18 protein-coding genes are annotated in these 21,640 nt (G+C 57.5%); 13 read left to right on the forward strand and 5 right to left on the reverse strand.

Going from position 1 to position 21,640, the window contains the following annotated elements; genetic code table 11:
- Positions 1-345 precede the first annotated feature (345 nt).
- A complete protein-coding gene (locus HF945_RS06575) occupies positions 346-2,451 on the forward strand; it encodes a transporter substrate-binding domain-containing protein (RefSeq protein WP_290524946.1) in 2,106 nt (701 codons plus the stop codon).
- 126 nt (positions 2,452-2,577) lie between these two features.
- Positions 2,578-2,865: a hypothetical protein gene (locus HF945_RS06580; RefSeq protein ID WP_290524947.1), complete on the forward strand. Its 288-nt coding sequence runs from the start codon at positions 2,578-2,580 to the stop codon at positions 2,863-2,865.
- A 57-nt stretch (positions 2,866-2,922) separates the two neighbouring features.
- Here the strand turns inward: HF945_RS06580 and HF945_RS06585 are convergent, their stop codons facing one another.
- Positions 2,923-3,849 carry an alpha/beta fold hydrolase gene (locus HF945_RS06585; protein WP_290524948.1) on the reverse strand — a complete coding sequence of 309 codons (927 nt, stop codon included), beginning with the start codon at positions 3,847-3,849 and terminating at the stop codon, positions 2,923-2,925.
- A gap of 65 nt (positions 3,850-3,914) precedes the next feature.
- On the opposite strand from HF945_RS06585, the gene HF945_RS06590 reads away from it, so the two are divergent.
- The 9 genes from HF945_RS06590 (at position 3,915) to HF945_RS06630 (ending at position 15,557) form a co-directional block, all read left to right on the forward strand.
- Positions 3,915-4,553, forward strand: a complete 639-nt coding sequence (locus HF945_RS06590; RefSeq protein WP_290524949.1) for a hypothetical protein — start codon at positions 3,915-3,917, stop codon at positions 4,551-4,553.
- Positions 4,554-4,634: 81 nt separating this feature from the next.
- Positions 4,635-6,431: a PDZ domain-containing protein gene (locus HF945_RS06595; protein WP_290524950.1), complete on the forward strand. Its 1,797-nt coding sequence runs from the start codon at positions 4,635-4,637 to the stop codon at positions 6,429-6,431.
- Positions 6,432-6,548: 117 nt separating this feature from the next.
- A complete protein-coding gene (gene hrpA, locus HF945_RS06600; protein WP_290524951.1) occupies positions 6,549-10,433 on the forward strand; it encodes an ATP-dependent RNA helicase HrpA in 3,885 nt (1,294 codons plus the stop codon).
- Positions 10,434-10,555: 122 nt separating this feature from the next.
- Entirely contained in the window at positions 10,556-11,686 is a 1,131-nt protein-coding gene (locus tag HF945_RS06605) for a beta-ketoacyl-ACP synthase III (protein ID WP_290524952.1), read from the forward strand.
- Between the two features lie 227 nt (positions 11,687-11,913).
- Positions 11,914-12,207, forward strand: coding sequence for a hypothetical protein (locus HF945_RS06610; protein ID WP_290524953.1), 294 nt, complete (start codon positions 11,914-11,916; stop codon positions 12,205-12,207).
- Between the two features lie 12 nt (positions 12,208-12,219).
- On the forward strand, positions 12,220-13,065 hold the full coding sequence (locus HF945_RS06615) for a DUF692 domain-containing protein (protein WP_290524954.1): 846 nt from the start codon (positions 12,220-12,222) through the stop codon (positions 13,063-13,065).
- Complete coding sequence (locus HF945_RS06620) at positions 13,062-13,829, forward strand: putative DNA-binding domain-containing protein (RefSeq protein ID WP_290524955.1); 768 nt, start codon at positions 13,062-13,064, stop codon at positions 13,827-13,829. Before HF945_RS06615 ends, HF945_RS06620 begins: the two co-directional genes overlap by 4 nt.
- A gap of 187 nt (positions 13,830-14,016) precedes the next feature.
- Positions 14,017-14,670 (forward strand): DoxX family protein, encoded by a 654-nt coding sequence (locus HF945_RS06625; protein ID WP_290524956.1) that lies wholly within the window; start codon positions 14,017-14,019, stop codon positions 14,668-14,670.
- A 119-nt stretch (positions 14,671-14,789) separates the two neighbouring features.
- Positions 14,790-15,557, forward strand: coding sequence for a VacJ family lipoprotein (locus HF945_RS06630; RefSeq protein WP_290524957.1), 768 nt, complete (start codon positions 14,790-14,792; stop codon positions 15,555-15,557).
- A 160-nt stretch (positions 15,558-15,717) separates the two neighbouring features.
- On the opposite strand, the gene HF945_RS06635 is transcribed toward HF945_RS06630, so the two are convergent.
- From HF945_RS06635 to dusA, 3 genes are all read right to left on the reverse strand, one after another.
- Entirely contained in the window at positions 15,718-16,161 is a 444-nt protein-coding gene (locus HF945_RS06635; protein WP_290524958.1) for a TerB family tellurite resistance protein, read from the reverse strand.
- Positions 16,162-16,170: 9 nt separating this feature from the next.
- Positions 16,171-17,130, reverse strand: coding sequence for a transaldolase (locus HF945_RS06640; protein ID WP_290524959.1), 960 nt, complete (start codon positions 17,128-17,130; stop codon positions 16,171-16,173).
- A gap of 274 nt (positions 17,131-17,404) precedes the next feature.
- Positions 17,405-18,397: a tRNA dihydrouridine(20/20a) synthase DusA gene (gene dusA, locus HF945_RS06645; RefSeq protein WP_290524960.1), complete on the reverse strand. Its 993-nt coding sequence runs from the start codon at positions 18,395-18,397 to the stop codon at positions 17,405-17,407.
- Positions 18,398-18,561: 164 nt separating this feature from the next.
- On the opposite strand from dusA, the gene HF945_RS06650 reads away from it, so the two are divergent.
- Together HF945_RS06650 and HF945_RS06655 are read left to right on the forward strand one after the other, a co-directional pair.
- Positions 18,562-20,043: a SulP family inorganic anion transporter gene (locus tag HF945_RS06650; RefSeq protein WP_290524961.1), complete on the forward strand. Its 1,482-nt coding sequence runs from the start codon at positions 18,562-18,564 to the stop codon at positions 20,041-20,043.
- Between the two features lie 16 nt (positions 20,044-20,059).
- Complete coding sequence (locus HF945_RS06655) at positions 20,060-20,896, forward strand: universal stress protein (protein ID WP_290524962.1); 837 nt, start codon at positions 20,060-20,062, stop codon at positions 20,894-20,896.
- Positions 20,897-20,954: 58 nt separating this feature from the next.
- Here HF945_RS06655 and HF945_RS06660 read toward each other — a convergent pair whose 3' ends face one another.
- Entirely contained in the window at positions 20,955-21,488 is a 534-nt protein-coding gene (locus tag HF945_RS06660; protein ID WP_290524963.1) for a DUF4399 domain-containing protein, read from the reverse strand.
- Positions 21,489-21,640 lie beyond the last annotated feature (152 nt).

Below are 21,640 nucleotides of genomic sequence, written 5' to 3' on the forward strand. Positions count from 1 at the left end.
GCGATTGCCAACTTATCTAAAGACAGAATGATCACACAGGACACAGAGAGTACTGAGGGGTGGGGAGTCATTTTCTCTGCGAACTTCGTTTTATCTGTGGTGAATAAGCTTTTTGATCATGGTCTCGAATCGGGCTTCCCCCGCAACTGCACGATGAAGCCTTTTCAAGCCCGTGAACCGGTAATCCCCACGATCCCGCTGTCCGATTCCCTTGCTCTATAAAGTAAGGCGGAGAGAGGGTGTGGAGTCGATAAAGGAGTCCGGGTACTTTCGTCGGATTTGAGTATACAGGGGGGATGTGGGTACCTTAGGCTCAAGCGATAAGGCATAAGACTGGGGAATGTTATGCGATCTGTAGCGACTGTCTGGCTGATGTTCTGTTTGGCCCTGATGGTGGGCTGTGACTCCAACAGTGGTGACGCAGTGCCGGAGGTCGGCGAGGCCGTCAGTACGTTCGAAAACTATGAAGAAACGGGGGATCTGTCTGATCTGCGCGAGCGAGGCTACATCCGCCTGTTGGCCCCCCGCTTCGATGAGCCTTCCGGATTGCCTCGGGACGGGATTCCCAGGGTGGATTATCAAGTACAGGCGGAAGCCTTTGTGCGTTCCCTGGATATGGAGCCGCGCTGGGTGTATGCGGATGATTTTGGTGAGCTGGATGATCTGCTCAATGCCGGCAGCGCCGATATCATCGTTACCAACTATTCGGTAACGGCTGCCCGCAGAAAGAATTTGTCTTTTTCCACACCGGTAAATTCCGTCCAGGAGAAGCTGGTGTTGCCTGCTGCGCTGGCAGACACCCCATTGTCGGAAATGGAGACGCTGGTCATTTCCGTACCGGAGGGAACCGCTTATCTGGAAACCGCAGAAAAATTGGCGCGCCGTCACGAGCATGTGAGTGTGGAGGTGCTGCATGACGACCTCTCCGACGAGGAACTGGTGCAGGCAGTGGCGATGGGGGAGCTGAAAGCCACCATCATCGACAGCAACATGCTGAGCATCCTGTTGGATCCCAATGATGCGGACAGTCCTGTTGTTGCCGGGCCGGTGGTGAACCGCAAGCGCCGCATCGCGTGGGCGGTGCGCAAGAACAGTAGCGAACTGCTGGACAGGATCAATCAATACATCACCAGCGAGCGGGTGATTACCTCGGTGGATGATCCCGAGTTGAGGGACTGGGCGGCGATCAAGGAAAGCGGCGTCCTGCGAGTGATTACCTCCAACAACCCGGCCAGCTATTTCATGTGGCGGGGCGAGCTGATGGGCTTCGATTACGACCTTATTCGCCACTTTGCCAAACAGCACCACCTGCGCGTGAGCGTACGGGTGGAAGAGTCGCCCACCGCCATGTTTGCTGCGTTGAACAGTGGCGAGGGAGACGTGATTGCGGCTTCCATGACCCGCACGGATGAGCGGGAGAAGCTGGGCTGGATGTTCAGCAAGCGATATCTGGAAATCAACGAGCAGCTAATCGGCCGCGCCGATGAGTCCCCGTTTACAAGTCTGGATGATCTGGCGGGCCGTTCCGTGGCGGTGGGGCCGGACAGCGCCTTTCTGGAGACGCTTCAGGACCTCAAGCGTGGCGGGCTGGAATTCGACATCGTTCAGGTTGACGGAGTGACCACCGAACAGCTGATCGATGCGGTGGCCCACGGCATCTACGATCTGACCATGGCAGACAGCCATCTGGCGGCGATGGAATCCACTTACCGAGATGATATTGCCGTGCTGTATCAGTATGAACCGGCCAAGGAAATTGCCTGGGGACTCCGGCCAGAGCAGGGCACTCTCAAGGAGCAGTTGGACAACTATATTTCCCGCCAGTACCGCGGCTTGTTCTATAACGTGACGTTTAACCGCTACTTCAAGGAAAAGAAAACCATTGCCACCCATGTGGAATACCGGGTAACCGCAGGCAAGGCAATCTCGCCGTACGATGGGCTGGTAAAGGATGAATCCCTTAAATACGGGCTCGACTGGCGTCTGATTACGTCGCAGATGTACCAGGAGAGTCGATTCAACCCCAATGCCCGCTCTTTTGCCGGTGCTCAGGGGTTGCTGCAGGTAATGCCGCGCACCGGGCGGCAATTTGGTTACAGTAATCTGACCAATCCCCAGAATGGTGTGGAGGCGGGGTTGGCCTACATGGATTGGCTGGAGCAGCGTTTCCCTGCGCGACTTGATCTGGCCGAGAAACTGTATTTCACCCTGGCGGCCTACAATGCCGGCCATGGTCACGTGGAAGATGCACGGCGCCTGGCTCAGCGTATTGGCAAGGATCCGGACAAGTGGTTCGGTAATGTGGAGGAAGCCATGTTGCTGTTGGCCAAGCCCCAATATGCGCGGCAGGCACGTTATGGCTACGTCCGTGGCTCAGAACCGGTGAAGTACGTTCGGGAAATCAAGAATCGTTATCTGGGCTATGTGGAAGCGCTGGGGGAAAGCTCCTGAGATAGCGCTTGTGATGAGAGTGATATAGGTGCTTTCCGGTTTAACGGAGGTTTTACATTCCTGTGGTGGAATTTGCGCTTGAGGCCCTCACGTCTAGGGGTGTCCTAAACTGAAAAGGAGCATGAAATGGATCGCAAGCAGCTTATTGAGCGTCTTAAAGGAATGCTGGACGAACTGGACAACGATTTCGAGCAATACCAGATCAAGGCTGAACAGGCTGGAGAGCGGGCTCGTCACGAATGGGAGCGCCGTAAACTGGAATTGAAAGAGCATCAGGCGGAGCTGAAAGCCCAGCTGGAAAGTGCCCGCAACGAAAGCAATGCTCACTGGGAAGAAGTGAAAGCCAACGCGGAAAAGACCTGGGAAAGCACCAAAGCCGGTCTGAAAGATATCCGCGACAACCTTTTCAAGTAAGTGTCATCGACAGGGGTGGGAGGGGCATGCCCCTCCCGCCCGTGATTGTGTTCCGGCTCAGGCAAGCCGCTTGCCAAGCCAGCTGGATATCACCTTCTGTACTTCATCACGGCATTGGTCATTGAGGATTTCATGACGTCCGTCTGGCCAAAAATGCGCTTCCACAGGCTGCTCCATGGCATGAAGTACACTTTCCAGCGCCATCATTCCCTTGCCCATGTTGCTCATGGGATCGGATTCCCCGCCAACCAGCAGGACCGGGAGTGTTTCCGGTAATTCAGACAGCTGCGTAACGCTGTGCACCTGACGTAAGCCCTGAATCAACTGAAACCAGGTCTCGGTGGTGCAGTCGAAGCCGCACAGCGGATCATCTATGTACTGCTTTACTTGTTCAGGGTCGGTGCTGAGCCAGTCAAAATCGGTGGCCGGGTCGGGTACCTGTTTGGCCCATGCGCCAAAGGTCATCTTGCGCAGCAGTCCACTGGTGCCCCGTTTGCCGTTTTTCATCCGCACCATGCCAACAGGAAGCTGCATCATCCGGTAGTAGGAGCCCGGGTGGTAGTCACTGCCACACAGGATCAGGCCATCCAGACTGCCTCCTGCACATTGTGCGGTGCCAAGGGCGATGAAAGAGCCCATGCTGTGGCCACCCAGCACGCAGGGCAGTTGCGGGTGGCGATCCTTCACCCAGGCAAGTACGGCGTGGGTGTCAGCCTGCACCCGTTGCCACCCGTCGGCATCGCCAAAATGCCCCTGAGGTGCCTGATCATCAATACTGGTGCCGTGGCCGCGGTGATCGGGACAGTAGAGATGCCATCCCAGACCGTTCAGATGCTCGGCCAGAGCAGCATAGCGCCCCCCATGCTCGGCCATGCCGTGCAGCCAGACCAGCACACCACGGCTGTCCTGTTCTGGCGCTGCCCAGTAATGGACGCCCACGCTATGCTGGTCATCGGTGGTGAGATGGAGGCGTTCTTCGGTCATAATGGTCTCCCGGCGGTATCGCGTCCTGCGTTCGCCGATGCAAGCTGTGTTCAAGAGGATGAGCAATGATAGCAAGAATAAAGGTAATCCTGACGGCCCTGGCAGCACTATTCATGCTGAGCGCCTGTGCCAGCAACCATAATACGGATGTTACCAGCTCTTCACGAGTGAAGGGGCATGCCCCGGGTGATCATGTGAACAAGATAATGGTCATCGCACTGGTGAATGACAAGAGCATTCGCAATGCCCTGGAAACGCGCGTGGTCAGTGCCTTGCAGGAGCGCAAGGTGGAGGCCTCACCGTCACTGCCGGTGTTGGGCGAAAATTATGGTGAAGGCAAGGCGCGAAGTGAAATGGCCGCCGATATCGCCAGCCGTGGCTATGAGGCGGCACTGGTGATTACCCTGGTGGATGTGAAAGAGGAAATGCATTACACCCAGGGCGGCATGAACTATGCCCCTGATATCGCCGTGCAGGGGGCCATGGGGCAGACCTACTACGTACGCCAGAACGCGGTTTATGAACCGGGTTACTTCAGCAACGACAAGAAGTTTTTCCTGGAATCCAACCTGTACCGTCTGCAGCCCGAAGCGATACTATGGTCGGCCAAGTCCACCACGGTGAATCCGGCAGACATCGAAGCCGGCACGGCGGGTGTCGCCGATGCTGTGGTTAGTCGCATGGCCAAGGACGACATGATCTGATCCCTGATTTGCCATGATACTGCGGGGGCTGAGGCCCCCGTTTTTGGTTTTGTCTTTCTTGTTACGCTGTCTGGAGCCCTCATGATTGAATACCGGATTCGCCCCTTGCGTCCCGAAGCACACCTGTTTGAAGTCAGTCTGACCGTGGCGAACCCGACTCCGGAGGGGCAGGCGTTTTCCATGCCGGCCTGGATTCCGGGCAGCTACATGATCCGTGATTTTGCCCGGCATCTGGTGCATATCGAAGCCGACAGCCATGGCGAGAGTCTGGCCGTGGCCAAAATTGACAAGCAGACCTGGCAGCTGCCTCCCTGTGATGGACCGGTACATATTCAGTACCAGGTCTATGCATGGGACCTTTCCGTGCGTGGCGCTCATCTGGATACCACCCATGGCTACTTTAACGGCACCTGTGTTTTTCTTGCGCCTATGGGGCATGAAGATCTTCCCTGTGAGGTGGAGATCGAGGCACCACAGGGGCGCGCCTATGAAGACTGGCGTGTGGCCACGGGGCTGACGCGATTGTCCGGGTCCGATCTGGCGTTTGGGCGTTTCCGTGCGGACAATTACGATGCGCTGATTGATCACCCGGTGGAAATGGGGCCGTTTGACTATGCCCAGTTTGAAGCCTGCGGGGTGCCTCACTGGGTGGTTTTGTCTGGCCGTCATCACACCGACATGGCCCGGCTTTGTCGTGATCTGAAACCCATCTGTGAACACCATATTCGTATGTTCGGCGAACCGGCACCTATGGACCGCTATGTGTTCATGACACTGGTGACCGGCAATGGTTACGGGGGGCTTGAACACCGTAACTCCACCAGTCTGATGTGCGCCCGCGATGACTTGCCCAAGCGCACGGATGACCTGCAAAAAGTGCGCGACGGGTACCGCAATTATCTGGGGCTGTGCAGCCATGAATACTTTCATACCTGGAATGTGAAACGTATCAAGCCGGCAGCCTTCACCCCTTTTGATCTGAGTCAGGAAGTGCACACCGAGCTGCTGTGGGCCTTTGAGGGGATTACCAGCTACTACGACGACCTGTCCCTGACCCGCACCGGGCTGATTAAACCGCAAAGCTATCTGGAACTGCTTGGCCAGACCCTGACTCGTGTTTACCGTGGCCAGGGGCGTCACAAGCAGACCGTGACCGAATCCAGCTTTGATGCATGGACCCGCTTTTACAAGCAGGATGAGAATGCTCCCAACGGCATAGTCAGCTATTACACCAAGGGGTCTCTGGTTGCCCTGGCACTGGATTTGACCCTGCGCAATCTCACCGCTGAGCAGAAATCCCTGGATGATCTGATGCGCGTACTATGGGCGCGCTACGGAGAAACCGGTGAAGGCGTGCCGGAGCAGGGCATCCAGCCCATTGCTGAGGAGATTGCCGGTTGTGACCTTTCAGAGTTTTTCAATCAGGCACTGTACAGCACCGAAGACCTGCCGCTGGCCGAGCTGCTGGCCGAGCGAGGTGTTGAACTGAATTGGCGTAGCGCCGCCGGCCATGCTGACAATGGTGGCAAACCCGGCAAGGATGGCATTCCCAATCTGGGCGTACGGGTCGTTGCTGATCCGATGGGGGCGAAGATCGCTGTGGCCTTCGAGCAAGGCGCCGCCATGGCTGCAGGTCTGTCTGCAGGGGACATCATCATTGCGGTGGATGGCCTGCAGGCGACCGTCGCCAACCTGGATAACCAGCTGGCCAATTTCCTGCCCGGTGAGACCGTGGAGCTTCACGCCTTCCGTCGCGATGAGCTAATGACCTTCAAGGTCAAGGTGGCCCCCAGTGAACCCAGCACCGCGTACCTGACCATCGCCAAGGGCGGGCTGACCGAGAAAGGGAAGGCGTGGCTGCATGTTAGTGAAAAGTGAACAGTTAACAGTGAATAGTGAACAGCAAAATCAAAAGCTACATTCGCGGGCTCTGCCGTGCGTTTTCAACATGGCGTGCTCGCGCGCTGTTAACTGTTAACTATTCACTGTTCACTCATGCCGCTGAAGTCTTTATACAACCAGTTAAAAAACGTCCGCCAGGCGGATCGCTTTCGTTTGAAGAAACGCGTCGACGGCCTGGCGCGGTTGCCTGAGGAAAAGCGTAGCCAGGGTGCGGTGGACAAGGTGGCCACTGCCATGGCCGCGTCCATCGCCAATCGCGAACAGCGGCTGGCATCCGTGCCCTCGCTGGAATGGCCGGATCTGCCTGTGGTGGCCAGCCGGGAGGAGATCAAGACTGCTATCCGTGATCATCAGGTGGTGGTGATTGCCGGGGAAACGGGGTCGGGAAAGACCACCCAGCTGCCGAAGATCTGCCTGGAGCTGGGGCGGGGTATCGAAGGCACCATCGGGCATACCCAGCCCCGTCGTCTTGCCGCTCGCGCGGTGGCCAGTCGGGTGGCAGAGGAGCTGCATAGTCCGCTGGGCAGTACCGTGGGCTTCAAGGTGCGTTTCGCCGAGCAGGTGAGCGACACTTCTCTGATCAAGGTGCTCACCGATGGCATGTTGCTCAATGAAATCCAGCAGGACCGTTTTCTCAATCATTACGACACCCTGATCATCGATGAGGCCCATGAGCGCAGTCTCAACATCGACTTTCTGCTCGGCTATCTTAAACAGTTGCTGCCGCGACGCCCGGATCTGAAGGTGATTATCACCTCGGCCACCATCGACCATGAGCGTTTTGCCGAACACTTCAACGGGGCTCCGGTGCTGGAAGTCTCAGGGCGTACCTATCCGGTGGAGATGCGTTATCGGCCGCCTGTTGAAGGGCAGGAATTGTCCCGTCAGATTGAAGATGTACTGCGCGAGATTCAGCGTGATGAACGGCAACAGGGGCTGCCTGCAGCACGGGATGTATTGGTGTTTCTTGCCGGTGAGCGTGACATCCGCGATGTCCATCATCATCTCAAGCATTGCGATCTGAGGGATACGGAAATTCTTCCTCTCTACGCACGACTGAGTCAGGCAGAGCAACATCGTATTTTCTCCCCCCATCGTGGTCGTCGCGTAGTGCTGAGTACCAATGTGGCAGAAACGTCCCTGACCGTTCCGGGTATTCGCTACGTGATCGACGCCGGCACCGCCCGCATCAGTCGCTACAGTGTTCACTCCAAGGTGCAGCGGTTGCCGGTGGAGCCAGTGAGTCAAGCCAGCGCCAACCAGCGGGCCGGGCGAAGCGGACGGATCATGCCGGGGATCTGTTACCGGCTTTACGATGAAGACGATTTCATCAATCGATCCGAATTCACCGACCCTGAAATCCAGCGCACCAATCTGGCCGCGGTGATTCTGCAAATGGCGGACCTGCGTCTTGGCAAGGTGGAAGACTTTCCCTTTATCGAGCCACCGGACGGTCGCCTGATACGAGACGGCTACCGCTTGCTGGACGAACTGGGCGCGCTCACCGAGAAGCAGACGTTGACGGCCATGGGGCGGCAGCTGGCGCGTTTCCCGCTGGATCCCACCCTGGGCCGGATGCTGGTGGCCGCGGCGGAACGCAATGTGCTCCACGAAACCCTGATTGTGGTCTCTGCACTGGCCGCACAGGACCCGCGCGAACGTCCCCATGACAAGCAGCAACAGGCAGATCAGGCACATCAACCCTTCACCGACAAGCAATCGGACTTCCTGTTTTTTGTCAAACTGTGGCAATGGGCCGAGCAACAGCGCGAGGCGCTAAGCCGTAACCAGTATGAAAAACGCTTGAAGAAAACGTTCCTGTCGCCTACCCGGATGCGCGAATGGCGGGATACTCACCGTCAGTTGCTGCTGTTGTGCAAGGAGCAGGGCTGGGCACTCAACAAACCTGCCGCCAATGCTGAAGGTGTGGCAGAAGGCAATTTTGCCCCCCTGCATCAGTGTCTGCTCACCGGGCTGGTGACCAATGTGATGCAGCGGACGGAGGAGGGCGAGTGGCTCTCAACACGAAACCGCAAGCCCCTGGTCTGGCCAGGCTCCAGCCTGTCGAAGACCAAGGCGCGCTGGCTGATGGCGGCTGAACAGGTTGAAACCAGTCGGTTGTTTGCCCGCACGGTGGCAAAAGTGGAGCCTGAGTGGGTCGAAGCCGCCGCGGGGCACCTGATCAAGCGACAGTATTTCGAGCCGCACTGGTCAAAGAAACGTGGCTGTGCCATGGCCAAGGAACAGGTCAACCTGTTTGGTCTTATTCTTGCCAGTGGCCGGCGGGTCAACTATGGCCCCATCAATCCACAGGAATCCCGTGAACTGATGATTCGTGAGGGCCTGGTCATGGGGCAGCTCAACCGAGAGCCTCCTTTTGTAAAAGCCAACCGCGAACTGTATCAGTCGCTGGAGGCCATGGAGCACAAGCTGCGCCGCCGCGACATCCTGGTGGATGAGGAAGCCCAGGTGGCATTCTACGAGGAAAGACTGCCTGAAGACCTGAACACGGTGGCCGGCCTGATGAGCTGGTACAACAGGAAAGCAGGTAAGGAACAGCAGCAGTCCCTGTTCATGGACAAGGATTTTCTGCTCTCGCGCAGCCCGGATGTGGCCGGGGGGCAGTTCCCGGATACCCTGCGGCTGGGTGATCTGACGCTGCCGCTGGAATACAGTTTCGACCCCACCGGAGACCGTGACGGGGTATCACTTCTGGTGCCGCTGGCGGTACTCAATCAGGTGCCGGAGCCGCGTCTGGACTGGCTGGTGCCGGGGCTGCTCAAGGAGAAACTGGAAGCCCTGATTCGGGCCTTGCCCAAGGCCCGTCGTCGCCACTTCGTGCCGGTGCCGGATTATGTTGCTGCCTTGCTCGATACCCTGTCTCCGGATGAGCCCCTGTTGCCGGCCATGACCCGGGAGCTGCAGCGTATGACCGGTGTGCGTATCGAAAGGGAGGAATGGCAGGACGGCGAGCTGCCCGATCACCTGCGCATGAATATCCGCGTGGTGGAGCGGCTGGATGGCAAGCCGAAAGTGCTTGCCCAGGCGCGCAGCCTGGTTGAGGTGAAGGAGCGTCTGGCCGGTGTGCAGGCAGAGATGCCGGAACCTGAAGCACCCGCGGAGATCATCGAGGGGCAGGAATGGGTGTTCGGCTCCCTGCCGGAAACTGATGAGCATGATATCGGCGGCATGCGCCTGCGTCGCTATCCGGCCCTGCAGGACAATGGTGACCGGGTCACTCTGGTTTACAAGGATGAAGCCGGGGAAGCGGCTTGGCTGCACCGCTGGGGTTCGGCGCGGTTGCTGGCCTTCAATTTGTCGGTACAGCTGCGGGATCTGCGCAAACTGGCCTCGCAGATGCCCGGCTTTCAGAAGTTGAAGAGTGAAAAGGGCGCCATGGCCCGGCATGCCCTGGACTACACCCTGTTGCGGCTGCTGGCTGAGCACTTTGAATTGGCGCAGCCGGTTCGGGATGCCGCGGCTTTCAAGACGCGGCTGGACGCCCATCGGGGTGATTTTGTGCCCTGGGCCAGCACGCAACTGAAACAGGTAGCGGACTGGTTCAACCTCTATCGCCAACTGATGGGCAAGCTGGAGAAGAACTTCCCGCTGGCCTGGGCCCATGCCCATCGGGATCTCAAGCAGCAGTTTTCTGTACTTTTTTGTGAAGATTTCCTGCTGCAAATGCCCTGGCCGTGGTTGCAGGAGTACCCACGATATCTGGCAGCCATTGAGAACCGTCTGGACAAGCTCGGCGGACAAATCGGCAAGGACCGCACCCTCACCGCCGAGCTGGAAGCCTACGACAAACAGTATGCGACACGGGCAGCAGGTCTGCCGCTGTGGCAGCAGCCAGAGGCACTGCAGACCTTTTTCTGGATGCTGCAGGAGTACCGGGTGAGCCTGTTTGCCCAGCAACTGGGTACGAAAGTACAGGTTTCTGCCAAGCGGCTGAACAAACAATGGGAGAGCTGTTGACCTGATCAGGCAGGGAAAAGGCGGATACGCCCTTTGCGCCCACGGCCCCGAATCCGGATAATCGCTCCATTGACCTTTTTTAGGCTGGCATTGCCTGCCAAATCGAGTGCGAGGACTCGCTTGTGACCTATTCTGTCGTGATTTCCGGCACCGGGCTGTGGAACCCGGAACAGACCATAACCAATGATGAGCTGGTAGCGTCTTTCAATCAGTATGTGGAGCAATTCAACGCCGATAACGCCGATGCCATTGCGGCCGGTGAGGTAACGGCCCTGGAGGCGTCCAATTCTGCCTTTATCGAGAAAGCGTCCGGTATCAAGCAGCGTTATGTGATTAACAAATCCGGGGTGCTGGACCCGGCCCGCCTGGCTCCGTCCATTCCGGAGCGAGGGGATGACGAAGTGTCGATCCAGGCCGAGATTGCCGTCAAGGCAGCCAAACAGGCCCTGGAGAATGCCAATCTCACGGCCAACGACCTGGACGCGGTGCTGGTGGCCTGTTCCAACATGCAGCGTCCGTATCCGGCCATGGCGGTGGAAGTGCAGGCCGCACTGGGTATGGAGCACGGTTGGGGCTATGACATGAACGTGGCCTGTTCCAGTGCCACTTTTGGCATTCAGGCCGGCGTTGATGCGATCCGCAACGGCAGCGCCCGGCGGGTGTTGATGGTGAATCCGGAGATTTGCTCGGCCCACCTGGCCTGGCAAGACCGGGATTGCCACTTCATCTTCGGCGATGTGGCCACCGCAGTGATTCTGGAACGCCAGGACGACGCCACGTCCGATAACCAGTGGGAAGTGCTGGGTACCCGTCTTCAGACCAAATTCTCCAACAATATTCGCAACAACTTCGGTTTCTTGAATCGCTGTGACGAAAGTGGTGTTGGTGCCCGTGACAAGCTGTTCCGCCAGGAGGGCCGCAAGGTATTCAAGGAAGTCTGCCCCATGGTGGCCGAGCAGATCAGCTCACACCTGGCCGATAACGAAATTCCGGTAGAAGCGCTCAGTCGCATGTGGCTACATCAGGCAAATCTGAGCATGAATGAGCTGATTTCCAAGCGTGTTCTGGGCCGCCAGGCAAGCCGTGAAGAGGCTCCGGTGATCCTGGATGATTACGCCAATACCAGCTCCGCAGGCTCTATTATCGCCTTCCACAAGAACAACAGCGATCTGCCAGCTGGCAGCAATGGCGTCATCTGTTCCTTTGGTGCGGGTTATTCCATTGGTAGCGTGATCGTTAAGCGCATCAAGTAATAACGCTTGATGCCTGACGCCGGATGATTGACGGCCTGTAACCAGCAGGTATCGTCACATCCGACGTCTGACTCAACTTTTTCTCATCTTTCTCGTAACGTTTACCTCACAGCCGCATCTCTATATTGTCTGAACAAGGCGCTACGAAAAAAACGTGGTTGCCTGAACTGTTGTCCTTTTGGGCCAACGGTTTCGGACACCCAAATAATGACGTATGGAGACACAACATGGCTAAGCAGACCAAACTGAACCCTCTCGCCGCCACCGTAGGCGCTGCCGTTGTTGCCACTGCCATGGCAGCCCCGGTAACCGCCAGTGCCGCTGAAAACCCGTTCGCTGTTTCTGACCTGAAAGCCGGTTATCAGCTGGCTGGAGACCACGCTGAAGGCAAGTGTGGGGAAGGCAAATGCGGTGACAAGAAAGGTGAAGGTAGCTGCGGTGAGAAAGGCGGCGAAGGTAAATGCGGTGAAGACAAGGGTGGTGAAGGCAAATGTGGCGAAGGCAAGTGCGGTAGCGCATAAGGCCGGCCTGTCATGAACCACAAGACACCAGTGTCCGGCGTGGGCCTGGGTCTTCGGCGGGCCCTGATGGGCCCGCTTTCCCATGCCGAATCACCGCCATTTGATTTCATGGAAGTCGCCCCTGAAAACTGGATTCCCATGGGCGGACGCCTGGGCAGGGAATTCCGGAAATTCACGGAGCGATTCCCGTTTGTCACCCATGGTCTAAGCCTTTCATTGGGCGGGCCTGAACCGCTTGATTTCGAGTTGCTGGCTGACATCAAGCGGTTTCTGCGCGAGCATGATATCCGCCGCTACACCGAACACCTGAGTTACTGCAGTGACCATGGCCATCTCTATGACCTGATGCCGATCCCGTTTACTGAAGAGGCCGTGCACTATGTGGCCGACAGGGTTCGCCAGGTACAGGATTTTCTTGAACAACCTATCGGTATCGAGCATGTCAGTTACTATGCCGCGCCCGGTGCCGAAATGTCGGAGATTGATTTCGTCAATGCGGTGCTCCAGGAGGCAGACTGCGAGTTACTGCTGGACGTCAACAACGCTTACGTAAACAGCATTAACCACGGTTATGATCCCAAGGCATTCATCAGTGCCTTGCCTGGTGAGCGCATCTGCTATGTGCATATCGCCGGGCACTTTGATGAGGCCGAGGATCTCAAGGTGGATACCCATGGTGCGGCGGTCATTGATCCTGTCTGGGGGCTTTTGCAGCATGCCTACAGCGAGTTTGGTGTACTGCCCACCTTACTGGAACGTGACTTCAACTTTCCCGGCGAAGACGAGCTGTTCGCTGAATTAAGACAGATTGGCCGTCACCAGAAACAGTATTCTGCCAGGGAGCGTAAACTGGGATGAGCGATGCGGACTTTCAGCGCTTGCAACGCGCTTTCGCTGGTCATTTACGCAACCCTGAAACCCGGCCCGCTCCGGATGGCATTGAAGAGCGCCGCCTGGACATCTACCGTAATCTGTTTTTCAACAATGTGAATGGCTTTATCGAACAGGGCTTTCCTGTTCTTTTCTCCTTGTTGAGTGCCGACCGATGGCAGCGGCTGGTGCGGGGCTTCTTTGAGCACCATGCCTGCCAAAGCCCTTATTTTCTTGAGATCCCTCAGGAGTTTGTCAGCTATCTGGCCACGGGGGAGGGGCTTGAAGCGGGTGATCCACCGTTTCTTCTCGAGCTTGCCCATTATGAATGGATGGAGTTGGTGCTGGACGCGTCCACCGAGTCGTTTCCAGACGCCGGTTTTCATCCAGAAGGGGACTTGCTACGCGCCATTCCACAACTCAGTCCGCTCCATGCGGTGCTGACCTATCATTTTCCCGTGCATGAAATCTGCGCGGATTATCAGCCAGATACGCCGTTGCCGGAACCGGTCTGGTTACTGGTTTACCGCAATCGCGAGGACCAGGTGCGGTTCATGGAGATCAACGCGCCTACCGCCAGATTACTGCAACTGGTTGAGGAGAATCCTTCATTGACCGGTGCCGAAGTGGTTAGTCTGCTGGCCGCAGAAATGCAGTTTGATGAAGAAAAACTGGCGGAATTTTCTCTTGGCATTCTGCAACAAATGCGCGAGAGGGACATCCTTATAGGGACAACACTGAAAAGCTGTTAACCGCTGCAGACCTATTGGCTGAATCTGACCGGTTTCGGGTGGGCAAACACGATTTCAGGGTGGGGAGAGGAAAAGCATGGGTGGTTATGGTGCTTGGCCTTTACCAATCCGTTATTCGTGATGGGGCCTGACCGTTAACGGGCAAACGAATTTTTCTGCGGCATTTCCCCTATGGAGTGTCCTTCTAATGCGAGCCTTTCTTCTTGGAATTCATCAATTATTGAATGTCACACGCAAGGCAGACTTCCTGGCGCCACTGGCGCTGCGTTTGTTTCTCGCGCCGGTGATGATCAGCGCAGGCTATAACAAGGCTGTGAGTTTCGACAATACAGTCGCCTGGTTTGGGAACCCCGATTGGGGGCTTGGGTTACCGTTTCCCGCACTACTTGCGTTTCTGGCGACAGCCACCGAGTTGGCAGGTGGGTTGATGCTGCTGATTGGACTGTTAACCCGGTATGTTGCGGTGCCGCTCATGTTTACCATGCTCGTGGCGATGACCACCGTGCATTGGCAGCATGGCTGGTTCGCCATAGCACCAGGGAACCCGGCTACCAGTACTGCGCTTCCGCTGGCGAGTCTGGGGATCCCGGCGGCCAGGGCCAGCCTGGAGAACAGCGAGGAAGTTGGGGTTCGATTGCGCCGTGCCAAAGCCATACTCAAGGAACATGGCAACTATGACTGGTTGACCGCTAAAGGCAGCCTGGTTGTGCTGAACAACGGTATCGAGTTCGCCATGACCTATTTCATCATGCTGTTGGTGCTGTTTTTCCATGGGGCGGGGCGTTATCTGAGTGTGGACTACTGGGTGGCTTTGCGTTTGAGCCGGGAAAGGAATGTGTAAACCTGTCGGAGTTGCGTAACCCGACAAGGCACACCCTGTTCCCTGACTGGGCAGCATGGCTATAATGCCACGTTTGAACCTATTGCCGGAGGCTGTGCTTCCGGGCCACCGGGGTGTTTGTGCGCTACCTGCTACTGACAATAATACTGATTGTGCCCGCGCTGGTCTCTGCCGAGGAAGATTGGGGAGAGGCCACCACAGCCTTTGATGCCCCCGCCGGGCAGGATCAGTATGCTGACCCATGGCAGGACTTCAATCGCAAGATCTTTGCGTTCAACCAGCTGATGGATCGTTATGGTCTCAAGCCGGTAGCACAGGGATACCGCAAGGCCACGCCGCAATGGATGGATGACACCATCACCCGCTTTTATGAGAATCTGCGCGACTTTCGAAGTGGGCTAAACAGTGTGTTGCAATGGCGGTGGGGGCATGTGGGGCAGAACTGGGGGCGTTTTGCAGTCAACAGCACCTTGGGTATCGGTGGCTTGTTTGATGTGGCCACCAAGGTCAACCTGCGCAAGCATAATACTGATCTCGGACTGACCTTTGCTCGCTGGGGCATTCCTGAAGGCCCGTATCTGGTCCTGCCTTTCTTTGGGCCCTCAACCGGCCGTGATGCGGCGGCCATTATCCCCGAAGACTTCATGCGCCTGCGGCACTATATCGATCATGATCTGACGCGCCACAGCTTTAGTGCTGTTTATGTGGTGGATTTGCGTGCAGACCTGCTGGATCTCGAGCGCAACATCGTCGGTGATCGCTATACCTTCCTGCGTAATGCCTACCTCCAACGCCGCCGCTTCGAAACCGGCGACATGCCTTCGTTGCGCTTCCCGGACATTGAAGCCCGGGACAGTGAGCTGGAGGAGGAGTATGAGGACTGGTGAGGCAGTGAACAGTTAACAGTGAATAGTGAACAGCTGCGCGAGCAGCGCTTTTCTTGATTTGTAAGCAATGAGGCCGCGCCCAACTCTTGGACGCGGCCTCATACGTTTAAAAACCTGAATGCGCTAACCGCGCAGCTGTTCACTATTCACTATTCACTGTTCACTGTTCACTGTTAACTGCTTTCATCTTCGCCCGAATATAGTCCCCATGTGACACATAAAGCAGATCGCTGACTCGGCGGATCATGTGCTCTTCATGGGCGTCTGCGTTGCCGTCGGAGGCGGCCATGGCCCACATGTCCTCAATCAGGGCCACACGGGTTTCCGGGTCCCAGTGTTCGCGCAGTGGCGCGGTGAATTCAAACAGGTCGGTGGCCTGATTCAGGCGCGACTCGATCTCGCCGAGGATGTCCTGCATCTCTTCCGGGTCAAGATGCCATCGGGTCTGCACTGTCTCGATCAGGTGACGGGTTTCGTTCTCGTCCACTTCACCATCGCTGCGTGCCACTTCCAGTAACAGGGCCGCCGCAGCACGATGGAGGTCGTGCTGGGTGGTTTCTGGTGTGTGGTTGTCGGTGCCAAACAGTTGGTTTAACCAGCGCAAATCGGCTCCTTATTTCAGTAGGGTTTCCAGGGCCTCTTGATCCCTGGCAAAGCGTCGAATGCCATCCGAAAGCAGGTCGCAGGCCATGGGATCATCATTGAGCTGCCAGCGGAAGCGGGCTTCGTTGACCGGGGTCCAGTCCTTTTCCATGTTGACCAGTTCCGGATCAAGTACACGGGTGAGACTGCCATCCCGGCCGGCAAGTTCCTCAAGTAGGGCAGGGCTGATGGTGAGCTTGTCACAACCCGCCAGGGCTTCAATCTGATCCACATTCCGGAAGCTGGCGCCCATCACGATGGTGTCCAGCCCCCGCGCCTTGAAGGTGTTGAAGATCTCTCGCACCGATTGCACACCGGGATCCTGTTCGGGACTGTTGATCTCCATACCGTTCTTGCGGTGCCAGTCATAGATGCGGCCCACGAAGGGCGAGATCAAGGTGGCTCCAGCCTCTGCGGCTGCCAGGGCCTGGGTCTGGTTGAAAACCAGGGTCAGGTTGCAGCGTGTGCCTTCTTCTTCAAGGATGCGGGCAGCGAGAATGCCTTCCCAGGTGGCGGCAATCTTGATCAGGATCCGTGATGGATCAACCTCCAGTTCCCGGTAGATGCTGATCAACCGGCGGGCTTTTTCCACGGTGGCCCGGGTATCGAACGACAGTCGGGCATCCACTTCGGTGGATACCAGGCCCGGAACCCGTTCAAGGATAGCCTGACCGGCCAGGCAGGCGCTGGTGTCGGTGAGCCAGTCCATTTCGCCGGCATGGCCCAGTGTGGCGGTCAGTTCTGCGGCCTGATCCAGCAACTCCCGGTAACGCGCATCGCGGGCGGCGGCGAGCAAGAGGGAAGGGTTGGTGGTGGCATCTTCCGGGGCCAGTGCGGCGATCATGTCGAGATCGCCGGTATCGGCAACCAGGGAGGTCCATTGGGCAAGCTGTTCGCGTTTATTCACGGTTTCCGTTCCTTGTGTTGTCATGGCGCGCACGTTACTGGCTCGGTATGACAGAATGCTGACTCGTAGTGCCATAAAGGCACTGAGTTGAAAGTTTAAAGTTCAAAGTTGAAAAGCGCGGTAAAGTTCAATGCAAGTTTTGAACCGACGGAGCCGCGATTCAAGGTGCATGCAGCGCGATGGTGAAGCGTTGATGTTCCCGCCAGGCCTTCGCCTCGCGTTTCAACTTTGAACTTTAAACTTTCAACTGATTCCCGCGCATGACGTTCTGTACAGCGCGGTAGTCGATGCCTACAGGCTAAGGCAGTTGCGCCAGAGCGTCCATCAGCACGTCGGGGGTGGTGCCGGGTTTGTGCATGTTCTCGCTCAGATGACGGCGGAACTTGCGGGCACCGGGTTCGCCCTGGAACAGATTGAGGATGTGGCGCAGAGCGTGTTTGGGGGCATGGCCCAGGGCATAGCGGCGTTCGATATAGGGGAGAAACTGTTCGGCGATGTCGCGGCGGCTGGGGACGGGACGATCATCGGCGAATACCACGCGATCCGCATCAGCAAGAAAATACGGGTTCTGGTAGGCCTCGCGGCCAATCATCACCCCGTCGACCTCACCCATGTGCTCATGCACATCCTGCAGGGTCTTCACGCCGCCGTTGAGGATGATTTCCAGGTCTGGAAAGGCTTGCTTGATGGCATAGGCTCGCTGGTAGATCAGTGGCGGAATTTCCCTGTTCTCCTTGGGGGAGAGGCCGGAGAGGACGGCCTTGCGAGCATGGATGGTCAGGCTGGTGCAGCCGGCCTGTTTCATGTGGTCCACAAACCGGAACAGGAAGTCGTAGTCGTCCTGATCATCAATACCGATGCGGGTCTTCACCGTGACGGGGACCGACACAGCAGCCTGCATGGCTGTCACACACTGCGCCACCAGCGCGGGCTCGGCCATGAGAATGGCGCCGATCTTGCCCTGTTGCACCCGGTCCGACGGGCAGCCCACGTTCAGGTTGATCTCGTCATAGCCGTACTGCTCACTGATGCGAGCCGCTTCTGCCAGCAGTTGGGGATCACTGCCTCCCAGTTGCAGGGCCACCGGGTGCTCTTCCTCATTGAATGACAGAAAACGGTCACGGTCGCCATGAACAATGGCCTGGGCGACCACCATTTCCGTATAGAGGAGGGTGTGTCGCGTGATCAGCCGAGCCAGATAGCGGTAGTCCCGGGTGGTCCAGTCCATCATCGGCGCCACGCTGAGGCGTCGGTCCAGGGGCTGACGGGATGGGGTATCGCTGGCAGACATGATGTTCTGGGAGACGGTTAACGGGCGCGCATTGTCGCATGTTGTGCCCGCGGGGCGTAGCCCCTCCGACCACTTGCCTGTCTCAGAGGGGGCGAATCTGCTAGACTCCGCGCCCTTTCCCGGCCCGCCAAGGGCCGACATCACCAGTATTACAGGGTTTGACCATGCTTCGTACTATTCAGCAGGAATGGTTCAGCAATCTTCGTGGTGATCTGCTGGCCGGCACCGTGGTGGCGTTGGCGCTGATTCCCGAGGCCATTGCCTTTTCCATTATCGCCGGGGTGGACCCGAAAGTGGGTCTTTACGCCTCCTTCTGCATTGCCGCCGTCACGGCGTTCTTTGGCGGCCGCCCGGGAATGATCTCGGCTGCCACCGGGGCCATGGCACTGGTGATGGTCACGCTGGTGAAAGACCATGGCCTGCAGTACTTGCTGGCCGCCACGGTGCTCACCGGCGGTCTCCAGATTGTCGCCGGATTCCTCAAGCTGGGCAGCCTGATGCGGTTTGTCTCACGTTCGGTGGTCACCGGTTTCGTCAACGCCCTGGCGATACTGATCTTCATGGCGCAGCTGCCTGAACTGGAAGGAGTGACCTGGCATGTCTATGTCATGGTGGCCGCAGGGCTGGGCATTATCTACCTCTTGCCGCTACTGACCACCGCTGTGCCCTCACCGCTGATCTGTATCGTGGTGATTACCGGTGTTGCCATGTATCTGGGCCTGGATGTGCCCACTGTGGGCGACAAGGGTGAATTGCCGGACAGCCTGCCCATGTTCCTGTTGCCGGATATCCCGCTGAATCTGGAAACCCTGCAGATTATCCTGCCATATTCCCTTGCACTGGCCGTCGTTGGCCTGCTGGAATCCATGATGACGGCCACTATCGTGGATGATCTGACCGATACCGAGAGTGACAAGAACCGTGAGTGCAAGGGGCAGGGCGTCGCCAATATTGCCTCCGGTTTTCTGGGCGGCATGGCCGGTTGTGCCATGATTGGACAGTCCGTGATCAACGTGAAGTCCGGTGGCCGCAAGCGGCTTTCTACCCTGTTTGCCGGCTGTTTCCTGCTGGTGCTGGTGGTGTTCCTGGGCAAGTGGGTATCCCAGATTCCCATGGCGGCCCTGGTGGCGGTCATGGTGATGGTATCCATCGGCACGTTCAGCTGGGAGTCCATCACCAACATGGCAAAACACCCGCCCAGCAGCACCGTAGTCATGCTGGCCACCGTTATTGCCACCGTGGCCACCCATAATCTGGCCATCGGGGTGGGTATCGGAGTGGTTCTCAGTGCCCTTTTCTATGCCAACAAGGTGGGCCGCATCTTCTATGTGAAGGCCTCTGAGAGTGAACAGGATGGCCACCGGGTGTATGAAGTGGTGGGGCAGGTTTTCTTCACTTCCGCTGAACAATTCGTGGCATCCTTTGACTTCAAGGAAGCCATCGAAAAGGTCACCATTGATCTGCATCGCGCCCATTTCTGGGATATCACCGCCATTGGCGCACTGGACAAGGTGGTGATCAAGTTCCGTCGTGAAGGTACAGAGGTGGATATCATTGGCCTCAACGAAGCGAGTGCCACACTGGTGGACAAGTTTGGCGTGCACGACAAGCCTGCCGAAGTCGAAAAACTGATGGGTGGCCACTGAGCCAGGGAGAGAGACGATGACGAACGTAATCGCCTGTATTGACGGTTCAGCGGCAACTGCGTCGATCTGTGACTATGCCGCCTGGTCGGCCCAGCGTCTGGATGCCCCGCTGACCTTGCTGCACGTACTGGATCATTCCCGTTACCCTGTAGCGGCAGACTTCAGTGGCAATCTGTCCATGGGCGGACGTGAGCACCTGATGCAGGAACTGGCGGATCTGGATGCACAGCGTAACCGGGTGGCGCTGGAGCAAGGCAAACTGATGCTGGAAGCCGCCCGTGAGCGCGTGGTGGCGGATGGCATCGCAAGCCCGAAAGAGCGCCAGCGTCACGGGGATCTGGTAGATACCCTTACCGGTCTCGAGGATGAGATGCGTTTGCTGGTGATTGGCAAGCAGGGTGAGGAGCATGGCGGCATTGGTGCCCAGCTGGGGGATAATGTGGAGCGGGTGATTCGTGCTGTTCACCGTCCCATTCTGGTCGCTGTGGGGCAGTTCAAGGCGCCACAGACCATCATGCTGGCCTATGACGACAGTGAGACCACCCGCAAGGGCGTGAGCATGTTGTCCGACAGCCCCCTGTTCAAGGGGCTGGATTGCCATTTGGTTACGGTGGGCAAATCCCGGGATCTGCAATGGGCCGCGGATAAGCTGAGTGGGGCGGGGCATCAGGTAACGACCGCGCAGCTGGAGGGCGAGGTGGAGCCCGCTCTTCACGATTACCAGCAGAACCATGCCGTGGACCTGGTAGTGATGGGGGCCTACGGTCACTCCCGCATTCGTGAATTCTTTGTGGGGAGTACCACCAACAAGATGATTCGCGAGGCCAGGGTGCCGCACCTGTTGTTGCGATAGCGGTTGATACAAAAAAAGGGCCTCATTGGAGGCCCTTTTTTGTTACCCGTGGAGGGGGTTATTCCACGGTGATGGTGATTTCCTGGGACAGCACGGCAGGGTCGTGGGGGATGTGACGCCAGTCGCCCAGCAGCAACTGCAGGGTGTGCTCGCCGGGTTCCAGTTCCAGTGTGGTGGACGTCTGGCCCTTGCCGAAGTGGACCACATGCTCGGTGGCGGGCAGTGGCATATCCATGGCGGGCTTCTCATCCAGATCAATGAGCAGATGGTGGTGACCACTGTTGTCCTGCTCGGTCCCTGCCGGTACCACGTCCATACCCTCCACACCAAATTCGATGGTGACCGGGCTGGTGACGGTAGCGCCATCCTGCGGCGCGACAAAGAAGACCTTGGCGCCTTCAGGGGCGCTGCTGCGAGTGATGCCGTTGCCCTCGGGCGCCGCGGCGTCATGCGCTGCATGCTGCTCAGTGGCATCTGCCTTCATTGCCTGATTGTCGTCGCTGGCAGGTTCCTGTTGCTCAGAGCAGGCCTGCAGCAGGGTAGTGCTGGCCACCAGTGCTACCAGAACAGAACGTTGGAAAGGGATACGCATGGTCATTTCCTTGATGTAAGTGAATCCAGTGAATGAATTGCTGCTCAGAAAGGAGAGGGCAGCAATGTGAACAGGAATCATTAAAGTGTCACAACCATATCAGAAAGGGCGGGTGACGTGTCTACATAGCGAAGGATTAGACAGGTATAATC

Source organism: Alcanivorax sp. (assembly GCF_017794965.1).
Classification (GTDB): Bacteria; Pseudomonadota; Gammaproteobacteria; order Pseudomonadales; family Alcanivoracaceae; genus Alcanivorax.

Bases quoted from the DNA above. Each gene is read 5' to 3' on its own strand.
- HF945_RS06575 (WP_290524946.1), top strand. From the start codon at position 346: ATGCGATCTGTAGCGACTGTCTGGCTGATGTTCTGTTTGGCCCTGATG.
- HF945_RS06580 (WP_290524947.1), top strand. From the start codon at position 2,578: ATGGATCGCAAGCAGCTTATTGAGCGTCTTAAAGGAATGCTGGACGAA.
- HF945_RS06585 (WP_290524948.1), bottom strand. From the start codon at position 3,849: ATGACCGAAGAACGCCTCCATCTCACCACCGATGACCAGCATAGCGTG.
- HF945_RS06590 (WP_290524949.1), top strand. From the start codon at position 3,915: ATGATAGCAAGAATAAAGGTAATCCTGACGGCCCTGGCAGCACTATTC.
- HF945_RS06595 (WP_290524950.1), top strand. From the start codon at position 4,635: ATGATTGAATACCGGATTCGCCCCTTGCGTCCCGAAGCACACCTGTTT.
- hrpA (WP_290524951.1), top strand. From the start codon at position 6,549: ATGCCGCTGAAGTCTTTATACAACCAGTTAAAAAACGTCCGCCAGGCG.
- HF945_RS06610 (WP_290524953.1), top strand. From the start codon at position 11,914: ATGGCTAAGCAGACCAAACTGAACCCTCTCGCCGCCACCGTAGGCGCT.
- HF945_RS06615 (WP_290524954.1), top strand. From the start codon at position 12,220: ATGAACCACAAGACACCAGTGTCCGGCGTGGGCCTGGGTCTTCGGCGG.
- HF945_RS06620 (WP_290524955.1), top strand. From the start codon at position 13,062: ATGAGCGATGCGGACTTTCAGCGCTTGCAACGCGCTTTCGCTGGTCAT.
- HF945_RS06625 (WP_290524956.1), top strand. From the start codon at position 14,017: ATGCGAGCCTTTCTTCTTGGAATTCATCAATTATTGAATGTCACACGC.
- HF945_RS06640 (WP_290524959.1), bottom strand. From the start codon at position 17,130: ATGACAACACAAGGAACGGAAACCGTGAATAAACGCGAACAGCTTGCC.
- dusA (WP_290524960.1), bottom strand. From the start codon at position 18,397: ATGTCTGCCAGCGATACCCCATCCCGTCAGCCCCTGGACCGACGCCTC.
- HF945_RS06650 (WP_290524961.1), top strand. From the start codon at position 18,562: ATGCTTCGTACTATTCAGCAGGAATGGTTCAGCAATCTTCGTGGTGAT.
- HF945_RS06655 (WP_290524962.1), top strand. From the start codon at position 20,060: ATGACGAACGTAATCGCCTGTATTGACGGTTCAGCGGCAACTGCGTCG.
- HF945_RS06660 (WP_290524963.1), bottom strand. From the start codon at position 21,488: ATGCGTATCCCTTTCCAACGTTCTGTTCTGGTAGCACTGGTGGCCAGC.